Here is a 23,184-nt window from a genome sequence, read left to right as displayed (position 1 = left end):
ATATGAAAAGAACACCGCTTACCAAAAAAATTCTGGTATTAGGTGTCGATGGAATGGACCCTAGGATCAGTAAAAAATTCCTGTCCGAAGGGAAAATGCCTAACTTACAAAAATTCATTAATCGCGGATCAGCTCGCGAAGATTTACATTTGCTCGGTGCAATTCCCACCATTACACCGCCGTGTTGGACAACCTTAGCTACAGGTGCTTACCCGGGAACCCATGGTATCACGTGTTATTGGAGACAATCACCGGAAAGCCTTGATGCAGTTGTTTACAATATGGATTCACGGAATTGTACCGCTGAACAAGTCTGGAATGTCGCAGCTGAAGCAGGGAAGAAAACTCTAGTCTGGCACTGGCCCGGGAGTTCTTGGCCCCCAACCTCTCACAGTGAAAATCTAAGTGTTGTCGATGGTACGCAGCCGGGTTCTGTTAATATGGGTGTCGCACAGCTTGACTGGGAAAAAGTTATTGTGGCTACACCTGAAATTAAAGAAGTTCGTTATGCCCCAAGAGCGGAGAAACCGGCAGGTGTAGGCTGCATCATTACGGATTTGGAAGGTACTTTGGACGATGAAGTTGACGATGAAATGATGGAGCTTTGGTGGGGAGATAAAGCGCGTGAAGGCGGCGAAATTCGCACCTATGTCATGGATGACGAGGACACTGAAGTTGTGATCGGGAGTAAAGTTGCCTATGACATTGTTAATTCCCCGCTCAAAGATGCGACAGGTTGGGCCAATGCACCAAAAGGGGCTAAAGAATTTACCATCATAACTTCCGGCGGTGTCATGAGACGTCCCGCTTTAATCCTTAAAAATGAAGCCGGTGAATATGACCGAGTGGCTATTTATAAGAATAAAAAAGCGGAAGCACCGATCGTTACCTTAGAAAGAGATATCATGATCACCGGTATTATTGACGATGTTACTAAAAAAGAAGTGACTAAACCCGCATGCCGTTCGATGAAGATTTTAGAACTTGATCCGGCCGGCAATAAGGTAAGACTTTGGATCAGTAATGCTCTGGATATTTCGAATGACCAACTATGGCATCAAAAATCGCTCTATCAAGATATCGTTAAAAATGTTGGCGAAGTTCCGCCGGTTAGTTTGATCGGCGGGGAAGATGCCGAATTGGTTCGAGAAATTTTTGAACCTTCTTGGGCCCTTTATGACAAATGGCAAGCGGATTGTCTGAATTACTGTATCAAAGAAAAGGGATATGAGGTTGTATTCTCACATCTTCATAACATTGACTGTGCAGGCCATCAATTATGGCATCTCGGGAAAACTCTGGAACCTTGGAAACACACAGATGAGAAAACCTACCAAGGGTTCATCGAGAAATTTTATGTCCAAACTGATAATTATCTGGGTGAGTTCCTGCATCTATTAGATGAAGGTTGGACTATCCTATTTTTGAGTGACCATGGCCTTATCGTTGGTGAAAACGTACCGCCTATTTTAGGGGAGTATGGTGGACTCAATACAAAGGTTATGGAAGAACTGGGCTATACAGTCATGAAAAAAGATGAAAATGGCAATTCTATCAGAGAAGTGGATTGGGAAAAAACAAGAGCGATTCAGATTCGCAGCAACTATATTTATGTCAACCTTAAAGGTAGAGATAAATATGGAATTGTCGATCCGAAAGATAAGTATGACCTGGAAGAACAAATCATCTCTGATCTATATAATTACAGAGATGATAGGACAGGAAAACGTGTTGTCGGTATCTGCCTGAGAAACAAAGACGCAGTGTTAATCGGTACAAACGGACCGGAATGCGGCGATATCTTCTTCTCGATTGAAGAAGGTTACAACCGATTACATGGTGACAGTATTTCAACCTCAGAAGGATATTTCGATACATCCGTTTCGCCTATCTTTGCTGCGGCAGGTTCCGGGATCAAAGCCGGGTTTACAACCGAGCGCACGATTCGTCAAGTGGATGTGGCACCTTCTGTTGCAGTATTGTTGGGTTTGCGTTTCCCTGCACAGTGTGAAGGGGCTCCAATCTATCAAATTTTCACAGAAGAAGTTTAGAAAATACCATTTGCGCGGCTATCGTTACAGAAAAGATTAAATTTCAATTGTTTAAAGGGGAGTAGCTGAACAATAAAGCCGTCAGTACGGATCTTTTAATCCCGGTTTTATTGGCAACATAGTTGTAAGCAAGACCTTTACCCAATTTGGGTAAAGGTCTTACTAATAGTTGGAAGTTTTAAAAGCTTTGGTTTAAGAAGGGGAATAATCAAAAATGGAATTTGTTAGTGCTCTTTTCTCGATTATACTAATGGACTTAGTACTTGGTGGAGATAATGCAATCTTTATTGGTATGGCTGTACGAAATTTACCTCACAAAAATCAGAAAAAAGCTATTTTTATAGGTACAGGCGGGGCCATTGTTATTCGTACTATTGCAACCGTTGTTGCGGTTTGGTTGTTGAAAATACCCGGTCTAATGCTCGTTGGCGGTCTGTTTCTTGTAAAGATGGCGTATAACCTCCTTAATGAAAAGAAGGGTGACGAAGAAAGTCATATAGAATCGAGTGCAAATCTCTGGAGTGCCGTCAGAACGATCATTATCGCAGATGCCGTGATGGGATTAGATAATGTTTTGGCTGTAGCCGGAGCGGCGAATGGCAGTCCATTGCTTGTTGTTTGCGGTCTTTCTATTAGCATTCCTATTGTGGTTTTGGGAAGTACTTTGATTACCAAAGCAATTGAACGTTTTCCTATAATCCTTCCCATTGGTGCTGCAGTCATCATACACACGGCAGTAAAGATGATGCTCGGTGAGCCTTTTATCCAAAACTATGTTGGGAAAAGTTTGTTCCTCGAAATTGGTTTTAGTGTTGTTCTCATTGCGGCTGTATTAATTCTTAGCTATAAGAAAAAGGTAGCTGAAAAATTGGTATAGACATGGTTCCGAAGCAGAGCGTTTGAGTTATATCCCGTATAAGAGTTTAGTATATTACAAACTCCGTGTGTCGCACTATAATAATAAACATAAAAAACGGGTTGAATCAGAAAAAAATCGGATGGGGTAGTTCTCATGGAATACTTTGGAGAAGAAGCACTCGGTCTTGTGGAAACAAAAGGGATGGTTCCGGCCATACAAGCGGCAGATGTGATGTGTAAAGCAGCCGATGTTGTTCTTGTTTCGTATGAAAATGTGGGTTCCGGGCTTGTTACCGTTATGGTGAAAGGTGATGTCGCTGCTGTAAGGTCTGCTGTCGAGCAAGGGGCGGCAGCCGCTGCTGCCATTGGTGAATTAACAGCCGCCCATGTTATGCCGCGTCCTGTCAGCCGTGTAGGGAAAATTGTTTCTCAGCATGATATTGATGACTGATGATTGATGTTCGGAAAGGAGAATGCTGTGGAGAGAAGCGATGCATTAGGGTTCATAGAAACATATGGACTTGTTTCGGTCCTCGAAGCAGCAGATGCCATGTGCAAGGCTGCAGATGTGGAGCTAGTCGGTTATGAGAATGTAGCTTCCGGATTGATTTCCGTTGTCATACGCGGTGATGTAGAAGCTGTCAAAACTGCGGTCAAAGCGGGTATCGAAGCCGCCGGCAAGGTCGGCAAGATTTACAGCACCAATGTAATTGCCAATCCCCATCCGGATGTGGAAAAGATCGTTGCTAAGTATGTTCTTGATTGGTAAATAGAGGGGAATTGTTGAACAGGATTTGAGTTATGAGAGGGTGAGAGTGAATCATATGGATATTGATCTGCTTTCGATTCAAGAGGCACGGATTCTTATCGAGAATGCCCGTGAAGCACAAAAGCTTCTGGCAGCTTTCCCCCAGGAAAAATTGGATGAGATTGTTAAGCATATGGCTTCGGAGGCTGCGAAATATGCCAGAGAGCTTGCCGTTATGTCTTCCGAAGAAACGGGATTTGGCAAATGGCAGGATAAGTGGATCAAAAACATCTTTGTCAGTGATTTTCTCTATCACAAGATTAAAGATATGAAAGTTGTCGGGATAATTGCTGAAGATCATGAAAACAAGACGATGGATATTGGGGTACCCGTCGGAGTCATTGTCGCTTTGGTTCCTTCGACAAACCCTGTATCAACCACGATATATAAAGCGTTAATTGCTATAAAATCAGGCAATGCCATTGTTTTTTCACCCCATCCCAAGGCTCAAAAAACAATGGGCAAAGTGCTGGAGATACTGATACGAGCGGCTGAAACCAGTGGATTGCCGCCGGGTGCTCTTTCCTATCTGCATACAATCACAGTGAGCGGTACGATTGAATTGATGAAGCACAAGGACACGGCACTCCTTTTAGTGACAGGGGTACCGAAGATGGCTAAGACGGCATATGCCTCAGGAAAGCCTGTCATCTATGGCGGACCGGGCAACGGCCCTGCCTTTATCGAACGTTCAGCCGACATAAAACAGGCGGCAGCAGATATTATTGCCAGCAGAACGTTTGATAACGGTATTGTGTCAGCCTCGGAACAATCCATCGTCGTTGAGGATTGTATTGCCGAAGAAGTTAGGCGGGAGCTTAAAAAAAGGGGGGCCTATTTCCTTTCGGAAAAGGAATCGGAAGAGCTTAGTCGATTTTTCCAGCGTCCTGACGGTACGATTAATCCGGAAATTGTCGGGAAATCAGCCGGTGAGATAGCACAGAAGATTGGGCTGAGTCTGCCTGATGATGTGAAAGTTTTGGTTTCAGAACAAAAATATGTTTCCCCGACCAATCCGTATTCGAGGGAAAAGCTTTGCCCCATCTTGGCATTTTATATTGAAAGGGATTGGCACAATGCTTGTGAAAAATGCATCGAATTGCTGCTGAATGATGGCCGAGGACATACCCTCGTCATTCACTCACAGAACGATCATGTGATTCGGGAATTTGCCCTGAAAAAACCCGTATCCAGAGTTTTGGTGAATACGCCTTCCACGTTAGGCGGAATCGGAGCGACAACAAATCTCTTCCCGGCATTGACCTTAGGGTGCGGTGCAGCCGGCGGCGGGTTTACTTCCGATAATGTCTCGCCCCTAAACCTGATCAATATCCGCAAAGTGGGTTATGGTGTGCGGAAACTGGAAGATATAAAGGGTGTGCATCATTCCGAAGAAAACGAGTCTGATTTAAAAGAGCAGCTGGAGAATTTGCTTGAGCGGCTGCTGAATAAGTAGATGGAGGACAATATGTTGGATGCAAAAGAATTCTCGGCAAAGTTTGCCGATGTCACTAAAAATTTGTCCCCGGAAGAAAAAAAGGCTGTTATGAAGCTATTCCAAGGAATTTCTAGGGAACTGTCCGCAGCGAGTACACGGGCTAAAACATCCGGTGGGTCGAATTCACAAGTGTATGAAGGGGAAATTACCGGTTTAACGCCAAGGCTGAAACGTCTTCGCGCTGCTTATTTAAAAGCGAAACCCAGCGTTACTACCTATCGGGCCAAGGCCTTTACCCAAGTCGCTAAGGAAAATGCCGGCTTGCCCAAGATTTTGCTGCGGGCCAAGTGTTTCAAAAAAGCTTGTGAGACAGCCCCTTTGCTGATTCAAAAGGATGAGTTAATTGTGGGACATCCCTGCGGTAAACCGCGTGCCGGGGCAGTATCCCCTGATATTGCCTGGAGATGGATTCGGGATGAGTTGGATACTATGTCAACCCGGCCCCAGGATCCTTTCCAAATTAGTGAAGAGGACAAGCGGATCTTGCGGGAGGAGATTTTTCTTTTCTGGGAAGGAAAAAGCCTGGATGAAATCTGTCAGCAACAATATGAAGAAGCCGGCATTTGGTCATTCTCCGGCGAGGCCTTTGTCAGTGACCTCTCCTATCATCAGTTGAATGGCGGCGGGGATACTTGTCCGGGTTATGATGTCATCCTTATTAAAAAAGGGATCGGTGGGGTAAAACAGGAAGCCGTTAACAGATTGAGCCGGTTATCCATGGAAAACCCCGATGATATCGATAAGATTTATTTTTATAAAGCCGAGATTGAAACGTGTAACGGGATCTTGGCCTATGCTAAACGCCTTTCGGATTATGCGCATGAACTGGCTGACAGAGAAGAGGACACTGCCCGGAGGAACGAACTGTACAAAATCTCGGATATCTTGACCCGTGTACCGGCTAATCCGCCGAAAACATTCCATGAAGCCTTGCAATCGGTCTGGACGCTGGAATCCCTGTTTGTAGTGGAAGAGAATCAGACAGGTATCTCCCTCGGACGCTTGGATCAATATATTTATCCAATGTTCAAGGCGGACATGGAGGCGGGCCGCATCAACAAGCTTGAAGCCTTTGAATTGATGAGCTGTTTTATTATCAAATGCTCTGAAGTGATGTGGCTTTCCAGTGAGCTGGGAGCAAAATATTTTGCCGGCTATCAGCCGTTCATCAACCTGACGGTCGGCGGACAGCTACGGATGGGCGGTGATGCCACGAATGATTTGACCTATCTAATTATGGATGCCGTTCGGTTTACCAAGATGTATCAGCCCTCTCTTGCTTGCCGGATCCACAATCGATCCCCACAAAAATATTTGAAGAAAATCGTAGAGGTTGTTAAAGCCGGGTTAGGCTTCCCCGCTTGCCACTTTGATGATTGTCATATAAAAATGATGCTAGCCAAGGGGTTCAGCATCGAAGATGCACGCGACTATTGCCTGATGGGATGTGTTGAACCGCAAAAATCCGGCCGTATCTATCAGTGGACCTCCACCGGTTATACGCAGTGGCCGATTGCGATTGAATTTGTTCTGAATCGCGGCATCATGAAATGGCATGGCACGATGGAAGGGGTGGATACCGGGGATCTCGACAAGATTAAGACATATGAAGAATTTGACGCGGCCTGTAAGAAGCAAATCGAACACATTATTCGCTTATCGGCTATAGGAACTCTTGTCAGCCAGCGGGTACATCGGGAACTTGTTCCCAAACCGCTGATGTCCCTGCTGATCGAGGGCTGCATGGAAAAGGGGACCGATGTTACAAACGGCGGAGCGCTCATCAATTACGGACCCGGTCTGATCTTCTCCGGCTTGGGAACCTATGCGGATTCAATGGCAGCCATTAAGAAGTTAGTGTTCGAAGAAAAGAAGTATTCGCTTAAACAAATTCGCGATGCCTTGGACGCAAATTTTGAGGGCTATGAAGCTCTGCGAACGGATTGTTTGAATGCACCGAAATACGGGAATGACGATGATTATGTTGACTCGATTGCCTCAGATATTATCAGTTGGACTGAACGGAGGCATAACTCCTATAAAATGCTCTTCTCGCATTTTTCCCATGGTACGCTTTCGATTTCCAACAATACACCTATCGGCGAAATTACCGGTGCGACAGCCAATGGGCGGCTCGCCTGGACACCCTTATCTGACGGAATCAGCCCGACCCAAGGTGCCGATAAGCTTGGTCCCACCGCGATTATTAAATCGGTCAGCAAGCTGAGTGTGGAGTCTATGAATATCGGCATGGTGCACAACTTTAAACTGCTGCGCGGCATTCTCGAAACGCCGGAAGGTGAAAATGGTTTGATTACCTTGCTCAGAACAGCATCTATTCTCGGCAATGGCCAGATGCAATTTAGCTATGTTGACAATGAAGTCTTAAAGAAGGCCCAAATCGAACCGGACAAATATCGTGATTTAATCATTCGTGTTGCCGGGTATAGTGCCTACTTCGTAGAACTTTGCAAAGAAGTACAGGATGAGATTATCAGCAGAACAGTTTTAGATCATTTTTAAAAGGGAATTTTAGAACGGAGACATTATGAGTACAGAAATGAGCGGAGTCTTAGAACGGAAAGCGAGGATCTTCAATGTTCAGAAGTATTCAATCTATGACGGGCCTGGCATAAGAACATTAATTTTCTTCAAAGGATGTCCGCTAAGATGCAAATGGTGTTCAAATCCCGAGGGACTTGAAAGAAAATATCAGGTCATGTTTATGGAAGATTTGTGCATTCATTGCGGCAAGTGCATTTCTGTTTGTCCGGAAAAGATTCATTATTGGATGGAAGGACCCAGACACAAAGTCAATCGAAAGATAGATTGCCGAGGCTGCCGCAGATGTGAATCGGTATGTCCGCGAAAGGCACTTTCCATAGCCGGTATGGACAAAACGGTATCTGAAGTCTTGAAAATCATCCAACAAGACGCCCTTTTCTATCTCAGTTCAGGTGGCGGGGTCACGCTTGGCGGAGGAGAAGTCACATCGCAGCCTGAGTTTGCGGCTAACCTTCTAATGGAATGCCAACAGATGGGAATTCATACAGCGATTGAGACCTGTGGTTATGCAAAACCGGATGCTTTGCTCATGGTCGCCCGATTCACCGACCTGATTCTGTTTGATATTAAGAATATTGACTCCGATCATCATTATGAACTGACCGGAGTCCGGAATGAACGCATTCTGGATAATCTGACAGAGCTTATTAATCGGGGATTTAACGTCAAAATTAGGATGCCGCTGATCAGAAGCATGAATGACAGTGCAGATACCCTTCATCGTACCATGGAATTTTTACTTCCATTTAAAACGTTCAAAAACTTTCGAGGCATTGATCTGCTGCCTTATCACAAATTAGGAATCAACAAATACAAGCAGTTAGATCTAAAGTACACCATTACGGAAGATTTAAGCTTTAAAGCGGAAGAACTGGACCGTATTGCCGAAGTGATCAAGGATTACAATCTAAACGTCAATATTGTTAAACACTAAGCGGTACAAATGAGACCAACGGATGGGGGGATTTTATGAGTGAAGATGATGAATTTGACCGAAGACGCATCATCCAGGAATATGTACCCGGCAAACAAGTTACTTTGGCCCATATCATCGCCTCACCCGTATCCGATTTATATGAACGTTTGGGAATTGAGGAGCGCGGAGCCATCGGAATTTTAACCCTTACTCCGAGTGAGACGGCAATTATAGCCGCTGATATTGCAACAAAGGCATCAGACGTTGAGATCGGTTTTTTGGATCGTTTTACCGGATCCTTGGTGATTTCCGGAGATGTAGCCAGTGTCGAATCCGCCATGACTGCCATCAATGATACATTGGAAAATTTGCTGCTCTTCACGCCGGCCAAGGTGACACGAACATGAAAAAACGCATTATGGTTATCGGGCCTACCCAGGCCGGAAAATCCACTTTGGTCAATGTTTTAAATGATACGGAAAGACCGTTGAGAAAAACTCAGGATGTCATCTATGGGAAAAATACGATGGACACACCGGGCTCATATATTGAAAACGCTTCAATGTACAGATACCTGATTGCAACAGCACAAACCGCATCCTATGTACTCCTCCTGATCAATGCTTTCCGCCCGATTGACGTCTACCCTCCATGCTTTGCCAAAACGTTTACGTGTCCGGTTATCGGTGTGATTACAAAGATTGATTTAGCGCCGGAAAATCTCAGCTTGTGTCGGCAGCAACTCAAGCGCATCGGAGTTTCAGAACCCTGCTTTGAGATTTCGTTAAAAGACAATACAGGCGTTGAAACGCTGAAATCGTATCTGCTTGGAAAACGGGATCATTCCGAAGCCAAGAAAGTGTGAGGTGAGGCTATGAAATTCATTACTGAAATGGAGCTGCGAGATTTATATAAAATAGATCCATTCAGCACTTATGTTCTCAAACCAGATACAAAGATCACACCCGGTGCTCGCCAATTTCTCATGGACAGAGGGATAAAGCTGCAGACCGAGCAGGATAAGCAAGACAAGCAGAACAAGAACGGCCAAAGGGCAAATCCTGTACAAGAATCGCGAAATTGGTGTGTTCTCAGATTAAGGAGCAGACTGGACTGCATTGAATCACTTTTTCAGGTGACAGCGGCAGAGCTTTTTAGCAGCGGTGATGCTGCCCGAAGTGAAGAAGTCCTGCAACTGGGGAAATACGTTCGAAGCGTAAAAAATGCGGAACGCAATCAAACAGCGCCGGATAAGATTGAATTCTGGGAATGGACGGAAACGGAGATTAAAAACTGTTCTCAAAATCTTAAGAAACATTTAATCATCGATGACTCGTTTGTGCAGTTTCCGCATGGAAAAACAATGGCCCAGTTAAATCACTTGTGTGTTTCCCTTCGCGAGGCCGAAATTGCGATTTTGGAAGCCTATTGGAATGAAGAGCAGCAAGCCTGTACACGTGAAGATTTAATTGAGAAAGTAAACATTATTATGGATGTGCTCTGCATCATGATGTGGAAGTGTCAAGGAGGACGACAATGCAAACCGTAAATACATCCTTTCAATATTGCGATCAACTGGTGCGTGATTTTGAAAAAGTGATTGCCCAACCGATTGTGAAGAAATCCTCCGTTTACTATACAGGGGTTGACTTAGGGACAGCTTATATTGTTCTGGCTGTTCTTGATGAGAATTATCAGCCGGTTGCCGGTGCCTACCGGTTTGCCGATGTTGTTAAAGACGGCATGGTTGTTGACTATATTGGGGCGATTCGCATCGTTAAAGAACTAAAGCGAGAGCTTGAAGAAAAAATCGGGACAACACTAATCTATGCCGCAGCAGCCCTTCCCCCGGGGACATTCACCTTGGATTCGGGAGCCATCAAATATGTGGTGCAGGGAGCCGGTTTTGAATTAACCAAGCTTTTAGATGAACCCACGGCAGCCAATGCTGTGCTGAACATTAAAAATGGTGCGATTGTCGATATTGGCGGGGGAACTACGGGGATTGCCATACTGAAAGACGGCCAAGTGATTTATGTAGCCGATGAGCCCACGGGTGGCACGCACTTTTCGCTTGTTATTGCGGGGGCCTATAAGTTGAGCTTTGACGAAGCAGACCAATATAAGCGGGATTCCAGACATCATAAGGAATTGCTTCCGGTGCTAAGGCCTGTCATTGAAAAAGTAGCCTCCATCATTAACTGCCATGTCCGTGATTACCCGGTTAAAGAAATCTACCTGGTCGGGGGAACCTGCTGTTTGGAAGGAATCGAAAATATCATCGCCAAGCAAATAAACCTTCCTATTTATAAGCCGCAAAATCCGATGTTTGTTACACCGTTAGGGATAGCTTTGAACTGTACTCAGGAAATCCTTTAGAGGGGAGTGACGGTTGTTCATGGATTATCGCATCATTAAATCTCCATCCAAAGGAACGATCGATATCCTTTTTCGGCGTAAAGGTTCCGCACCCAGTGTCTCGATTGAGAACTACGATGCCGTAGGTTTAGTCCAGGGGCAGCTGATCGATATGGTTTTTGCCGCTGACATCGCTGAAAAGGCAGCCGGAGTCGTCGTGGAGGATATAAAAGGTCATTGCCCGCAGCATCTCATCATGATTGCTATCTTTGGGGATACGGCAGCGGTGGAAGCAGCGATTCGCGAGATTCAGGAAAAATTAAAGAAGTGAACAGGTGAGAATCTATGATAGCAGCAAAAGTAATGGATAATATCTGGTCCACACGTAAAGCGGATTCGCTCCGAGGGCTGAAATTTATGCTGGTGGAAGTTATCGGCGGTATTGATGCCGGCCGTCTCTTCATTGCTGCAGACACGATTGGGGCAGGGATCGGCGAACGTGTTCTTGTTTGTACCGGCAGCTCCGCCCGCAAAATGCTGAATCAGGAGAATACCCCCGTTGATGCCATTATTGTAGGAATTATCGATGAAGACTGCACGTTTTAGAAATTCGGAGGTGGGAAAACGTTGGATCTGTTAGACATGATAAAGAATGCAGGGGTGATTGGGGCAGGAGGCGCAGGATTCCCAACTTATGCCAAGCTCACGTCAAAAGCCGAGTATATCTTATTGAATGGTGCCGAATGCGAACCGCTGCTGCGGGTGGATCAGCAGTTGATGGCTATGTTTGCTGATGAAATTATCAAAGGACTTGAAGCTGCGGGACGATATATTGAAGCCGATAAAGCGATCATGGGGATAAAAGGCAAACATAAAGAAGTCATTGCCCACATGCGGGCGAGAATATCCGCTTTGGGACTGGCAAATTTCATGGAAGTGAAGGAACTGCGGGATATGTATCCTGCCGGTGATGAACAAGTTTTGGTTCATGAATTGACGCAAAGGATTGTTCCGGAGGCCTCCATTCCCTTAAAAGTGGGTTGTGTCGTCATCAATGCGGAAACGGCACTTAATATTTTTAAGGCCATGTCCGGGAAACCCGTTACGGAAACATACCTCACTGTTGCCGGAGATATTCCCCACCGTCTGACCCTTAAAGTGCCGGTTGGAGTACCCATTCGTGATGTTATCAAGCAAAGCGGAGTAGAAGATTTAGATGATTATGCGATTATTGACGGCGGCCCTATGATGGGCCCGCTCAAGACCGGTGTTGACGGATACGTTACGAAAAAGAGCAAGGGCTATGTTGTGCTGAAAAAGAATCATTTTTTGATTCGCAAGAAATCGGTGAACCTGAATCAGGCTCGGGTTATCAACAGGACGGCCTGTGAGCAATGCCGCATGTGTACTGATTTGTGTCCGCGCTACCTCTTGGGGCACAGCATTCAGCCGCACAAAATGATGCGGGCTCTCAGCTACAATATTCAGGACATCAATGAATTGCAAATTGCCCAATTATGCTGTGAATGCAATGCCTGTGAACTATTCTCCTGTCCGGCAAATCTTCATCCCAAATCAGCCAATATCTATTTTAAGAAAAAACTGGCTGAGCAAGGAATACGATACCAGCCGACACAGAAGGAATACCAAACAAGGTCGGCCCGAGAATATCGCTTGATTCCCAGCAAACGGCTTATCGCCAAAATCGGCTTGACCCCTTTTGATCAGCCTGCGCCAATGACTCAAGTCGAATTTCGGCCTGAAACCATTGAGATTTCACTTCACCAGCATATCGGAGCACCGGCAATTCCGGTTGTAGCTGTCGGTGAATACGTGCAGAAAGAGCAAATGATTGGGAAGATTCCGGAAAATAGCCTTGGGGCAGCGGTTCATGCCAGCTTGGCGGGTACGGTTGCCGAGATCAAAGAGAATTCTATTGTGATAAGGGTGGGTTCATATGTATAGAGCAATAGGTATGATTGAGGTTATGAGTGTTGCTAAAGGAATTTTTGCAACAGACCAAATGCTAAAAAAAGCCTACGTTGATGTAGTCAGTGCTACCCCTGTCTGCCCCGGTAAATATATTGCCATTGTTCAAGGCGATGTTGCGGCTGTGGAAAGCTCGATCAGTGCAGGGGAGACTTCTGCGGGAGAATATTTAGTCGATAGCTTTATTCTTCCCAATGTTCATCCGGGGATTTTCCCGGCCATAACGGGTACCTCCGAACCGGAGGGTACCGGAGCGCTGGGAATTATGGAATCCTTCTCAATGGCTTCCATGATTACCGCGGCTGATGCGGCACTTAAAGCTGCCGACATTCAGGCCTTGGAACTTCGATTGGGCAGAGGATTAGGGGGTAAAGCGTATTTCACATTTACCGGCGATGTTGCAGCTGTAGAGGAAGGGGTTGAAGCGGGAAAAGCCATTGCCCTGGAAAAAGGTTTGCTCGTCGATACTGAAGTGATTCCTTCGCCTTCTGATCGGCTGTGGTCATCTCTGGTCTAGTGGCGATCGAAAGGAGGTGCGATCTTGAAGAAACTTGTTTGTGCAGAAGAGGTAAAAGCGGCAGCAGCAAAGGGTCAAAACGTTTTTTGCGTAGATTGCGGGACAATCATTACACCGTCAGCAAAGGATTTGGCTAAAGAGTTGGGAGTGAAATTTTCGGTTGGTTCAGCTCCGGCTGCCGTAGAAAGTTCGCGTTGTAAAAACAGTAGTCTGCCAAAGACCGAGAATCCGGCAATAGCCATAGACAGAGATGTCATTTATCAAGTCGTCAAAGCGGTATTGAGCCATGGGCTACTGGCAAGTCTTTCTACTCCGGCCCTTGAAAAGCCCTTCCTGACCGAGGGTGATCCCCAAAGCGGATTGAAAATTGTGCGCGGCAGAAGCGTTCAATTCGAAAATTTTGATACAGGGAAGCCCGGTACACATGCGGCTTTCCGAGAAGTCATCGGCAAAGATGATTCTCAAATGAGCGCGGGGTTTTTGACCATTGAAAAATCGAGCTTTGACTGGGAATTAGGCTATGAAGAAATAGATATCATTCTCGAAGGAAGCTTGTCCGTCACAATCCATGGTAAAACCTATGAAGCCTGCCAGGGTGATGTGCTTTTCCTACCTAAAGGTTCAAAAGTTACCTGGAATTCTACCGGCTATGTCAAACTCTTTTACGTAACTTACCCGGCAAACTGGTCTGAGATTACGGCTAAATAAGAGGGGGATAAGTTATGCAGGCTCTTGGCCTAATTGAGACACGGGGGCTTCTTCCGGCGATTGAATGCGCAGATGTTATGCTCAAGACAGCACAAGTAACACTTGTTGGGAGAACTTTTGTAGGCGGCGGTCTGGTCACTATTGCTGTAACGGGCGATGTCGGAGCGGTTAAAGCCTCTGTGGAAGCAGGGGTAAGCGCGGTTGAGAGCATCGGCCATTCGTTATTGGTTTCGCAGCATGTCATCCCCAGACCTCATGACAGTTTAGAATGCATAATTGATGAAAACGCTGATTCCGCTGAGGAGCAGACCGTTTCTCTGGAGGAACAGGAGAAAACACGTCTCCCTGGGGAGACAGCCACAGAATTGATTGAAACGATTGAACCGATCAAACCGATTGAATCGATCGAACCGATCGAACCGATCGAGATGAAAAATGAGAATACGAACTTGGAACCGGTGACTTTGGAAAACTGCCATAAAGAACAAGTGGATGATTTCGTTCTGAAATTCGGGCTTGAAAAAAGCGTGGATGCTCTCAAATCCCTCCCTGTAGTAAAGCTGAGAAATCTGGCAAGAGAATATAAAGAACTGGATATAGTGGGCAGGGCAATATCCAGAGCCAATAAAGATTTGCTTATTCAAAAATTACAGGGATATTACGAGGGAAAGAATAAGGCGTAACTTGTGGCGAAAATCATGGATGTTAACAGGTATATCCGTTGCTTAGGTATAGACGGTTGAGGGAGGAATACTAAATTGGAAAGCTTTGATTACGATTTACAATCAGTGCAGGAGGCAAGAAATCTCGCCCGTAAAGCCAAACTGGCTCAAGCTGAACTCGCAAAATTCAATTGTGAGCAGATAGACAAGATTATCCGAAATATGGTGAAAGCAGCAGAGGAGAATGCTGTTTCGCTGGCCCAAATGGCGGTGGAAGAAACGGGATTCGGCAAAGTCGAAGATAAAACGTTTAAAAATCGCTTTGCTTCCACGGAACTTTATGAATTCATCAAACCGATGAAAACGATCGGCGTGATCAAAGAAGATAAGGCTAATAAAGTCATGGAAATCGCCGAACCCGTCGGATTGCTTATGGGGATTGTTCCATCAACAAACCCCACATCCACGGCAATATACAATTGCATTATAGCCATTAAATCTCGCAACGGAATTGTAATCTCTCCACATCCATCAGCTGCGAAATGTACGCTGCGTGCAACCCAATTGATGAATGACGCTGCTGTCGAAGCAGGTGCTCCAGCCAATATTATCGGCTGTATTTCAAAAACATCCATGAATGCTACCAATGAACTGATGAAATGTGATGAAGTCTCCATGATTATTGCAACAGGCGGTTCAGCTATGGTAAAGGCTGCTTATAGTGCAGGAAAACCGGCTCTGGGTGTAGGCCCGGGGAATGTTCCGGCCTATATCGAAAGAACGGCCAATATTACCAAAGCTGTTAAAAATATTATCAAGAGCCAAACGTTCGATAATGGGACCATTTGTGCATCTGAACAATCCGTTATTGTTGAAGACTGCAATCGAGATCAGGTTATGGAAGAGTTTAGACGCCAAGGCGGCTATTTCATGACCCCCTCGGAGACAGAAAAGGTCGCTAAAAACTTGTTTGTCCGCGGTCATGCGATGAGCGCGAAAATGGTTGGAAGATCCGCTGAAGTCATTGCAAATGCTGCCGGTATTTCTATTCCGCCCGGAACTAAAGTCCTCTTAGGTGAACAACAAGGTGTGGGAGAAGGATATCCGCTTTCCTATGAAAAGCTGACGACAGTACTGGCTTTTTATAGCGTAAAAGACTGGCATGAAGCGTGTGATTTATGTATCAAGTTATTAAATAATGGAGGGGTTGGGCATAGCGTATCCATCCATACGGAGGATTCCGATATGGTGATGAGATTCGCCGAAAAACCGGTCTTCAGGATTTTAGTCAATACCCCTTCCAGCCTAGGCGGTGTGGGAGCAAGCACCGGACTTTCACCTGCTTTTACCTTGGGTTGCGGTACATGGGGCGGCAGTGCAACCTCCGATAATGTAACCCCCATGCACTTGATCAATATCAAACGGGTAGCCTATGGCATCAAAGATTTCACCGAAAATGTCAATCCCGTGTATTCTGCTTGCAAGGCCCAGCTTGGAAATTCCGGTTCAGTCAGTGAAGAACAGATTCAAACCCTGGTTAACGAGGTTCTGACCCTATTGAAAAAAAGAGGTGATAACTAAAGTGGGGAAATATGACGCTTTAGTAGAACTTCTGCTGGCAGTAGTCAAAGAAGGGGGGGATTTGAAGGAGGACGATAACTCCATTCCTGTGGGAATATCTAACCGTCATATTCATCTGTCCCAAACAGCATTGAACACCTTGTTTGGTGAAGGATATCAATTAACGGCAACGAAGGATTTGTCCCAACCCAGGCAATATGCCTGCAAAGAAACCCTAACCATAGCCGGTCCTAAAGGTGCTATTGAAAAAGTTCGTATCCTTGGGCCTGTGCGAAATGAATCCCAGGTGGAAATACTCCAAAGCGATTGTTTCAAATTAGGCATAGTCGCCCCGGTAAAGTTGTCCGGGGATTTGGATGGAACTCCGGGAATTACGCTTATTGGCCCTAAAGGAAGCGTTATCCTTTCTAAAGGTCTTATGGTTGCCCAACGGCATATTCATATGACCCCGGAAGATGCAAAATGTTATGGCGTTAAAGATGGGGAGAAAGTGACCATTCAGACATGCGGACTTCGCGGAGGAACTTATGCCAATGTCATGATCAGAGCCAACAATGATTCAGCGCTTGAATGCCATATCGATACAGAAGAAGCGAATGCGATGAACCTTTCATCAACATCCAAAATAACAATATTAAAATGAAATTTAGGAGGAAATAATAATGAGTAAAACAGAAGCTCTAGGATTAATTGAAACCAGAGGTTTAGTAGGATCGATTGAGGCAGCCGATGCTATGGTTAAAGCAGCTAACGTATATTTAATCGGCCGCGAATTAGTCGGCGGAGGTCTTGTCACGGTAATGGTCAGAGGAGATGTCGGTGCCGTAAAAGCTGCAACTGATGCCGGAGCTGCGGCTGCCCAGCGAGTTGGCGAGCTGATCTCTGTCCATGTCATCCCCCGTCCTCACAGTGATGTCGAAATGATACTCCCTTCTGTCAAGAGGGATGATCAGTAATTCCCGTTCACACCTTATTTCCAATAATCAAATTATCATAATTGATTTACGTAAAAAACCCCAGATTTTTCGATAAGAAACATTCTGGGGTTTTCTTTATTCTAATGGGGCATAAGAAGTTTAAAATTAGCCAAATTATGAAGGAGAAAAGCAACTACTCGTAGAATTGTGTTTGGCAGAACAAATTATTAAATCCGTGATTGCATGTTCAAGGAGGGGTTGTAGAAGTGAGTTTTAAAATTAATGATCACATTACCTATGTAGGCAAGATTGACTGGGAGCTGCGGAAATTTCACGGGGAAGAGTATTCAACACAAAAGGGGTCATCGTACAATTCTTATTTGATCAGGGATGAAAAAACCGTTCTTATTGATACGGTTTGGAAACCCTTTGGTCAAGAATTTGTTGACAAGCTAAAACGGGAAATCGATTTAAACAAGATTGATTATATTATCATGGATCATTCGGAAGTCGATCACAGCGGTGCTCTTCCCTACCTAATGCAAGAGATTCCGAATACACCGATTTATTGTACGGCCAGCGGTAAAAAGATTATTCAAGGCCACTATCACCAGGATTGGAATTTTGTAGAAGTGAAAACCGGTGACCGTTTAAATATCGGACAGCGGGAAATTACATTTATAGAAGCAAAAATGCTTCATTGGCCGGACACCATGTTTTCTTATCTCTCCGGCGATAATATCCTGTTCAGTACGGATGCTTTTGGACAGCATTATGCTTCCGAACATATGTATAATGATTTGGCCGATCAGGATGAAATTGCCACTGAGGCAATGAAATATTATGCCAACATTTTGTCGCCTTTTAGCAAAATGGTTGTCGGGAAAATTAACGAGCTGGAAAAACTGGCTTTACCCATTGAAATGATCTGTCCAAGCCATGGTGTCATCTGGCGTGATAACCCTATGCAAATTGTAAAGAAGTATATGGAGTGGGCGACAGACTATCAGGAAAACCAAGTTACCATTATTTATGATACGATGTGGAATACAACGCGGAGAATGGCAGAAGAAATAGCCGCCGGGATCAGAGAAGCTGATCCTAATTTAACGGTAAAACTCTTTAATGCAGCGCGTTCGGATAAGACGGAAATTGTTGCCGAGGCTTTCCGCTCCAAAGGAATCATTGTGGGTTCACCTACGGTTAATAATGGAATTCTCTCTTCGATGGCGGGAATTTTAGAAGAAATAAGGGGAATGAAATTTAAAAAGAAAAAAGCCAGTTCCTTCGGAAGTTATGGTTGGAGCGGCGAAAATACGAAATTATTATCTGAGGAACTCCAAAAAGCGGGGTTCGAAGTTGTTGATCCGGGACTCCGGATGCTCTGGTCTCCTGATGAAGAAGGTTTGAGCCAATGCAGAGAATTTGGAAAACGAGTGATCGGAGCATTCTAATTACAGTATGTTAAAGCAAAATGCCTTAAGAAAACCCGTAAAGGGAATTTCTTAAGGCATTTTTTATTAAATATGACTTATTTTCTAATCCGATGACTACCCAACCTTAAAGGCAGCTACGCTTCCTTTTAAAGTGGGTGTGACTTCGAGACGGGCGTCAATTCTTTCTTTTAATTCGGGTACGTGAGAGATGATTCCGACTAAGCGGCCTCCTTGCTGCAAGTCGAGAAGGGCTTTAATGGCAACATCGAGAGACTCAGGATCTAAAGTGCCAAAGCCTTCATCGACAAAGAGGGTATCAAGATGAATACCTCCGGCATAAGACTGGACAACATCGACCAAACCAAGGGCTAAGGAGAGAGAAGCGAGGAAGGTTTCCCCACCGGAAAGGGTTCCGACACCTCGGGCAAAGCCGGTATAGTTATCAAAAACTTCCAGATCAAGACCGCCGGCTGAATTTTTACGGGTGCGGTCCATCGTGCGTTGAAGATAATAGCGTCCTTTGCTCATGGTTTTCAGCCGTTCATTGGCGGCTAAGGCGACATCATCCAGCAATGTGCCCAAGACAAAGCGTTGGAGCGTAAGCCGATAATCATTTTGACCGTTAGCGACTTCAGAAAGTCGGCCAATAACGGCATAGCGCGAAGCAAGTTTTTCGCCTTTTTCATTGATCTCCTTCAAACGGTCAAGCCAACGCTTTTTAAGATCCATTGTATGGAGAAGATCCGAATGGTGACGAACTGCAGCTTCGTATTCCTGACGAAGCGCGGCGGCTGATTGCTGAAGTTTTCCTAAATCCGGGCGGGGGAGGGTCTCTGTCTTTTCTTTGCTCCGCTCTACGCGTTGCTCAGCTGCGCTTAAGTTGAGCTCAAAGTCTTTTATGTGTTCCTGTACTTTTTTTATTCGTTCAGGCGGCCATTTTGCGTGATTGTATTCTTCATGGGTTGAAAAGCCGGAGGATTTAAGTCTGCTGTCGAAATCCTCTTGCCTTTGCGCTAAGCGTTGCCGAGCTTGCTTCAGGTTGGCTGAAATATTATCATTGTCGGCTTGAAGCTTGGTCAGGGTTTGGCCCAGACGCAATTCATCTTTTTGGGCATTTTCCCATTCGGAGTTTAGCTGGGACTGAAGAGCTTGAGCCGCCTGCAAAGCCTTTTGAAGGGCCGATGGATCTCGAAGTTCGGCGGGAATGCTGGTTTGCCGTTCTTCTAAGATGGCTTGAGCTTTTTGCGAGGCTGAATTTGCGGATTCCCAAGCCTTGGCATAATCTTCCGCCTCGCGCTCTGATTGTGTTTGTTTTTCAGCCCAGAGAGATAGTTCTTGGCGGAGCGTTTCGTGTTGTTGGGCTGCCTTGAGGGCTTCCTGATAAGCTAAACGGGCGTGTTCAAGTTCAGTCTTTAAGGTGAGAAGCTCTACCTGAGCATAGTTTTCGAGCTCATCACTTAAGTTTTGGATTTTTTGGGCGGTGAGATCGCGCTCATTTAATTCACGGTGATAGGCGGTTTGAAGAAGTTTGACATTGGTTTCAGCCTGTTCAAGTTCTGAGTTCTTTCGTTTGAGTGTCGTTTCATCAGGCGTTTCCGAAACAAATGCGGCAAGTTGAGGATGATGGATAGAACCGCAAACAGGGCAAGGTGTTCCTTCGGTCAATTGAGAGGCCATGGCTCCGGCTTGTCCGTTGAACCAAGCTTGTTGAAGGGCAGCATAGACTTGCTTTAGCTCTTTAAGCTGCTCCTCCGACTGTTCTAACTTGCGCTGTGTCGCAGATAAATGACGCTCAGCGCTCAGAAGCGTTTTCTTTTCACTTTCTAAACTTTGGCGTTTTTCAAGAAAAGATTGGAGCTTTTCTAACTGCAGACGACGACTTTGGGCTTCACTGGATAGCAGAAGAAGAGCTTGGGCTTTTTCCGTTTTTGCTTGATGGTTTTTTTGAGCTTCTTCGAGTTGAAGCTGAGAACGGTTTTTACGTTCAAAAGCTAAATGAGCGGTATTTTGAGCTTCAAGGGCTTCCTTGCGGGCTAAGGCAAGGGCTTGGACCGTTCCCGAGAGTTGCTGCAGACGATGAATTTCGGCTGCGGCCTTTTCACGCTCCGGTGCTCTGTTTTTTTGAATTTCTAAGTTTTTCTGGGATATTTCAAACTCCTGCTTGCCGGATTGCAGCGCTTTCTCCTGAATATTTAACTGCGTTTCGAGATGTGCGACATCGTGGAGTTGTTGGGAGAGCTGTGCTTCCGTATCTGTCAAAGCAGCTGCGGCAAGGGCACTTGTAAGTTCCCGGCGAAATTGATCCACGAGGGGAGTTTTCGCGGCGAGTTCATTAAGTTCTTTTTCTGCAGCCTCACGCTCTTTCCATTGGTCTTCTGCTTGAGCAGCTGTGGTAATTTCGGCTTGAGCATTTTTGAGTTTTAAATCCGATTCTTCCACATGTTTTTTAGATTGAGTTTCATCTTGACGAATTAGCCCTAACTCTTTTTCCAAGTCATTTAAATTCGCAACTTCAGCTTCCTGGAGAATCATCTCCTGATCATGAAGGAGCTCTTTATGAAGCTGGGTCAATTCTTTGGCCTTGGTTTTGAGTTTATCTTCGATTAAACGATATATATCGGTTTTGAAAAGGGTTTGCATAATAACTTCCCGCTCATCGGAGGATGCTGTTAAGAGCTTGCGAAATTCCCCTTGAGGCAGGAGAACAACCTGACGGAATTGTTCACTCTTGAAGCCAAGGAGCGCTTCTACTTTTTCAGTGACCTCTCGCCATGAACTAGCGATTAACTCATAGTTTCCGTCCTCAGCGAGGATAAAAAGCTCGGCTTTGGCCGGGGAATTGGTTGTGCCTCCTCCGCGTTTGCTGAGACGTTCCTGTTCCGGCCAACGATGAACCTTATATTGCTTTTCGCCGATGGCAAATTCAAATTCGACTTCGGTCTGGACGGTGAGATCAGCATAATCGCTGCGCATGGATTTGCCGGTGCGGGAGCTTCCGCTCATCGTTCCATAAAGCGCAAAACAAATCGCGTCCAGAATGGAGGTTTTTCCGGAACCTGTCGGCCCGGTAATCAGAAAGAAAGAGCGTCCCTTTAATTCGGCAAAATCTAAAGTTTGCTGATGGGCATAGGGACCAAAGGCCGCCATGGTTAAAACTAAAGGTTTCATACGGTGACCTCCCGTAATTCGCGGAAGGTTTCTTCGAGCACATCCGTTAATTCCCTTTCCTGCTCAGGATTTATAGTTTGTCCGGTCATCTGTTCAAAAAAAGAGGCGAATAGTGCTTTCTCTGTCAATTTACGATGATCAGCTTTCAATCCGAGCAGATTGCCTTTATTGGTAATGTTAGGCCGCTCAATAGCTAAGACATTCGGAAAGACATTGCGCAACTGTCCGATCGGGTCCAGTATAGGATCGGTATCTTTAAGTACGATCTGCAGATAATCCCCTCGATTTCCGAATGAGTCCGCGTGTTCGAGGATTTCCTTAAAGTATCCTTCAAGAATCCGGACGTCCCGGTGGGGCATTAGGGGAATATTCTCGATGCGAGCTTGCCCTTGAGCATCCAGTTCAACAAGATTGATGCCTTTCGTTTGATTAGCTTCGGAAAAGGAATATTTGAAAAGCGATCCGGGGTAGCGGATAGAGTCATTACCGACCTTTTGGGAATGATGTAAGTGACCTAAGGCAGTGTAATTAAAGGGTTTAAACAGATCAGCACTAACCATGCCACTGCCGCCGACGGAAAGCGGTCTTTCCGAATCACTGACTGAGCCCCCGCTCAGGAAAGCATGGGCAATGGCCACTTTACGAGCGGAGGGTGGAATTTGACTTAAAGCATGGTTAATCATGATATTTAAGGCATGCTCATGGTCGAGAGCTTCAGGTTCCTGAAGACGTTCTCTGACGATCGACGGCTCCGCATAGGTCAGGGGAACGAAATGAACCGGACCATATTCATCTTCGAGCACGATGGTTCTGGGTTTACCTGTGAGCGGTCCGAATACATGCAATCCCTCCCGGGCAAGAAGTTTATTGCCAAAGCCTATACGTTCCGGGCTGTCATGGTTTCCGGCAATCAGGATGACAGGTGTTTGGCAATCAAGGATAATCCGGGAGAGCGTCTCATTTAAGAGTTCCACTGCTTCGGTAGGAGGAACAGCACGATCATAGATGTCACCGGCGATCACTACGGCTTGGGGTTTGCTGTCACGGATCAGGTCAATAAATTGGTTTAATAAAAAAGCTTGGTCATCCGTTAAATGGATGCCATGAAAAATCCGACCGAGATGCCAGTCAGAGGTATGAAGGAATCGCAAG

General features: G+C 45.5%; 23 protein-coding genes. 21 read left to right on the top strand and 2 right to left on the bottom strand.

All coding sequences use genetic code 11. The annotated features are described in order from the left end of the window. The first annotated feature begins 2 nt into the window (after positions 1-2). From VB077_RS15475 to VB077_RS15375, 21 genes are all read left to right on the top strand, one after another. Positions 3-2,051 (top strand): alkaline phosphatase family protein, encoded by a 2,049-nt coding sequence (locus tag VB077_RS15475; protein ID WP_323416158.1) that lies wholly within the window; start codon positions 3-5, stop codon positions 2,049-2,051. A gap of 214 nt (positions 2,052-2,265) precedes the next feature. Then, positions 2,266-2,928, top strand: coding sequence for a TerC family protein (locus VB077_RS15470; protein ID WP_323416157.1), 663 nt, complete (start codon positions 2,266-2,268; stop codon positions 2,926-2,928). Positions 2,929-3,063: 135 nt separating this feature from the next. Further along, positions 3,064-3,360 carry a BMC domain-containing protein gene (locus VB077_RS15465; RefSeq protein WP_323416156.1) on the top strand — a complete coding sequence of 99 codons (297 nt, stop codon included), beginning with the start codon at positions 3,064-3,066 and terminating at the stop codon, positions 3,358-3,360. A 27-nt stretch (positions 3,361-3,387) separates the two neighbouring features. Beyond that, positions 3,388-3,678, top strand: a complete 291-nt coding sequence (locus VB077_RS15460; protein ID WP_323416155.1) for a BMC domain-containing protein — start codon at positions 3,388-3,390, stop codon at positions 3,676-3,678. A gap of 46 nt (positions 3,679-3,724) precedes the next feature. Then, positions 3,725-5,173, top strand: a complete 1,449-nt coding sequence (locus VB077_RS15455; protein ID WP_323416154.1) for an acetaldehyde dehydrogenase (acetylating) — start codon at positions 3,725-3,727, stop codon at positions 5,171-5,173. Between the two features lie 15 nt (positions 5,174-5,188). After that, a complete protein-coding gene (cutC, locus tag VB077_RS15450; RefSeq protein ID WP_323416166.1) occupies positions 5,189-7,738 on the top strand; it encodes a choline trimethylamine-lyase in 2,550 nt (849 codons plus the stop codon). A 25-nt stretch (positions 7,739-7,763) separates the two neighbouring features. Next, complete coding sequence (cutD, locus tag VB077_RS15445) at positions 7,764-8,714, top strand: choline TMA-lyase-activating enzyme (RefSeq protein ID WP_323416153.1); 951 nt, start codon at positions 7,764-7,766, stop codon at positions 8,712-8,714. 35 nt (positions 8,715-8,749) lie between these two features. Next, entirely contained in the window at positions 8,750-9,103 is a 354-nt protein-coding gene (locus tag VB077_RS15440; RefSeq protein WP_323416152.1) for a BMC domain-containing protein, read from the top strand. Then, complete coding sequence (locus VB077_RS15435; RefSeq protein ID WP_323416151.1) at positions 9,100-9,561, top strand: EutP/PduV family microcompartment system protein; 462 nt, start codon at positions 9,100-9,102, stop codon at positions 9,559-9,561. The genes VB077_RS15440 and VB077_RS15435 overlap by 4 nt, the downstream gene beginning before the upstream one ends. Before the next feature lie 9 nt (positions 9,562-9,570). Continuing rightward, the gene (locus VB077_RS15430; protein ID WP_323416150.1) at positions 9,571-10,245 is read left to right on the top strand and encodes a cobalamin adenosyltransferase; all 675 of its coding nucleotides are present in this window, start codon (positions 9,571-9,573) and stop codon (positions 10,243-10,245) included. Continuing rightward, a complete protein-coding gene (gene eutJ / locus VB077_RS15425; RefSeq protein WP_323416149.1) occupies positions 10,233-11,075 on the top strand; it encodes an ethanolamine utilization protein EutJ in 843 nt (280 codons plus the stop codon). The genes VB077_RS15430 and eutJ overlap by 13 nt, the downstream gene beginning before the upstream one ends. A gap of 19 nt (positions 11,076-11,094) precedes the next feature. Next, on the top strand, positions 11,095-11,385 hold the full coding sequence (locus VB077_RS15420) for a BMC domain-containing protein (RefSeq protein ID WP_323416148.1): 291 nt from the start codon (positions 11,095-11,097) through the stop codon (positions 11,383-11,385). A 14-nt stretch (positions 11,386-11,399) separates the two neighbouring features. Next, positions 11,400-11,660 carry a EutN/CcmL family microcompartment protein gene (locus VB077_RS15415; RefSeq protein ID WP_323416147.1) on the top strand — a complete coding sequence of 87 codons (261 nt, stop codon included), beginning with the start codon at positions 11,400-11,402 and terminating at the stop codon, positions 11,658-11,660. 21 nt (positions 11,661-11,681) lie between these two features. Further along, positions 11,682-13,019, top strand: coding sequence for a 4Fe-4S dicluster domain-containing protein (locus VB077_RS15410; protein WP_323416146.1), 1,338 nt, complete (start codon positions 11,682-11,684; stop codon positions 13,017-13,019). Further along, positions 13,012-13,560 carry a BMC domain-containing protein gene (locus VB077_RS15405; protein WP_323416145.1) on the top strand — a complete coding sequence of 183 codons (549 nt, stop codon included), beginning with the start codon at positions 13,012-13,014 and terminating at the stop codon, positions 13,558-13,560. Before VB077_RS15410 ends, VB077_RS15405 begins: the two co-directional genes overlap by 8 nt. A gap of 24 nt (positions 13,561-13,584) precedes the next feature. Further along, complete coding sequence (locus VB077_RS15400) at positions 13,585-14,268, top strand: cupin domain-containing protein (protein WP_323416144.1); 684 nt, start codon at positions 13,585-13,587, stop codon at positions 14,266-14,268. A 14-nt stretch (positions 14,269-14,282) separates the two neighbouring features. Then, the gene (locus tag VB077_RS15395; RefSeq protein ID WP_323416143.1) at positions 14,283-14,951 is read left to right on the top strand and encodes a BMC domain-containing protein; all 669 of its coding nucleotides are present in this window, start codon (positions 14,283-14,285) and stop codon (positions 14,949-14,951) included. 75 nt (positions 14,952-15,026) lie between these two features. Next, the gene (locus VB077_RS15390) at positions 15,027-16,511 is read left to right on the top strand and encodes an acetaldehyde dehydrogenase (acetylating) (protein ID WP_323416142.1); all 1,485 of its coding nucleotides are present in this window, start codon (positions 15,027-15,029) and stop codon (positions 16,509-16,511) included. 1 nt (position 16,512) lies between these two features. Next, positions 16,513-17,154, top strand: coding sequence for a phosphate propanoyltransferase (locus VB077_RS15385; protein ID WP_323416141.1), 642 nt, complete (start codon positions 16,513-16,515; stop codon positions 17,152-17,154). Positions 17,155-17,173: 19 nt separating this feature from the next. After that, entirely contained in the window at positions 17,174-17,467 is a 294-nt protein-coding gene (gene eutM, locus VB077_RS15380) for an ethanolamine utilization microcompartment protein EutM (protein ID WP_323416140.1), read from the top strand. Positions 17,468-17,694: 227 nt separating this feature from the next. Further along, positions 17,695-18,882: an anaerobic nitric oxide reductase flavorubredoxin gene (locus VB077_RS15375; RefSeq protein ID WP_323416139.1), complete on the top strand. Its 1,188-nt coding sequence runs from the start codon at positions 17,695-17,697 to the stop codon at positions 18,880-18,882. A gap of 96 nt (positions 18,883-18,978) precedes the next feature. Here VB077_RS15375 and VB077_RS15370 read toward each other — a convergent pair whose 3' ends face one another. Both VB077_RS15370 and VB077_RS15365 read right to left on the bottom strand, forming a co-directional pair. Then, on the bottom strand, positions 18,979-22,032 hold the full coding sequence (locus tag VB077_RS15370) for an SMC family ATPase (protein ID WP_323416138.1): 3,054 nt from the start codon (positions 22,030-22,032) through the stop codon (positions 18,979-18,981). Continuing rightward, positions 22,029-23,183 (bottom strand): exonuclease SbcCD subunit D, encoded by a 1,155-nt coding sequence (locus VB077_RS15365; RefSeq protein WP_323416137.1) that lies wholly within the window; start codon positions 23,181-23,183, stop codon positions 22,029-22,031. The genes VB077_RS15370 and VB077_RS15365 overlap by 4 nt, the downstream gene beginning before the upstream one ends. Between the last annotated feature and the right edge of the window lies 1 nt (position 23,184).

Origin of the sequence: Desulfitobacterium sp., assembly GCF_034927245.1 — a bacterium.
Classification (GTDB): domain Bacteria; phylum Bacillota; class Desulfitobacteriia; order Desulfitobacteriales; family Desulfitobacteriaceae; genus Desulfitobacterium_A.
The sequence above is the reverse complement of the archived record's forward strand: the minus strand, read 5'-3'. Positions and strand labels throughout refer to the sequence as shown.

Coding starts and splice junctions, on each gene's coding strand:
- VB077_RS15475 (WP_323416158.1), top strand. CDS start 3: ATGAAAAGAACACCGCTTACCAAAAAAATTCTGGTATTAGGTGTCGAT.
- VB077_RS15470 (WP_323416157.1), top strand. CDS start 2,266: ATGGAATTTGTTAGTGCTCTTTTCTCGATTATACTAATGGACTTAGTA.
- VB077_RS15465 (WP_323416156.1), top strand. CDS start 3,064: ATGGAATACTTTGGAGAAGAAGCACTCGGTCTTGTGGAAACAAAAGGG.
- cutD (WP_323416153.1), top strand. CDS start 7,764: ATGAGTACAGAAATGAGCGGAGTCTTAGAACGGAAAGCGAGGATCTTC.
- VB077_RS15440 (WP_323416152.1), top strand. CDS start 8,750: ATGAGTGAAGATGATGAATTTGACCGAAGACGCATCATCCAGGAATAT.
- VB077_RS15435 (WP_323416151.1), top strand. CDS start 9,100: ATGAAAAAACGCATTATGGTTATCGGGCCTACCCAGGCCGGAAAATCC.
- VB077_RS15430 (WP_323416150.1), top strand. CDS start 9,571: ATGAAATTCATTACTGAAATGGAGCTGCGAGATTTATATAAAATAGAT.
- eutJ (WP_323416149.1), top strand. CDS start 10,233: ATGCAAACCGTAAATACATCCTTTCAATATTGCGATCAACTGGTGCGT.
- VB077_RS15420 (WP_323416148.1), top strand. CDS start 11,095: ATGGATTATCGCATCATTAAATCTCCATCCAAAGGAACGATCGATATC.
- VB077_RS15415 (WP_323416147.1), top strand. CDS start 11,400: ATGATAGCAGCAAAAGTAATGGATAATATCTGGTCCACACGTAAAGCG.
- VB077_RS15405 (WP_323416145.1), top strand. CDS start 13,012: ATGTATAGAGCAATAGGTATGATTGAGGTTATGAGTGTTGCTAAAGGA.
- VB077_RS15395 (WP_323416143.1), top strand. CDS start 14,283: ATGCAGGCTCTTGGCCTAATTGAGACACGGGGGCTTCTTCCGGCGATT.
- eutM (WP_323416140.1), top strand. CDS start 17,174: ATGAGTAAAACAGAAGCTCTAGGATTAATTGAAACCAGAGGTTTAGTA.
- VB077_RS15370 (WP_323416138.1), bottom strand. CDS start 22,032: ATGAAACCTTTAGTTTTAACCATGGCGGCCTTTGGTCCCTATGCCCAT.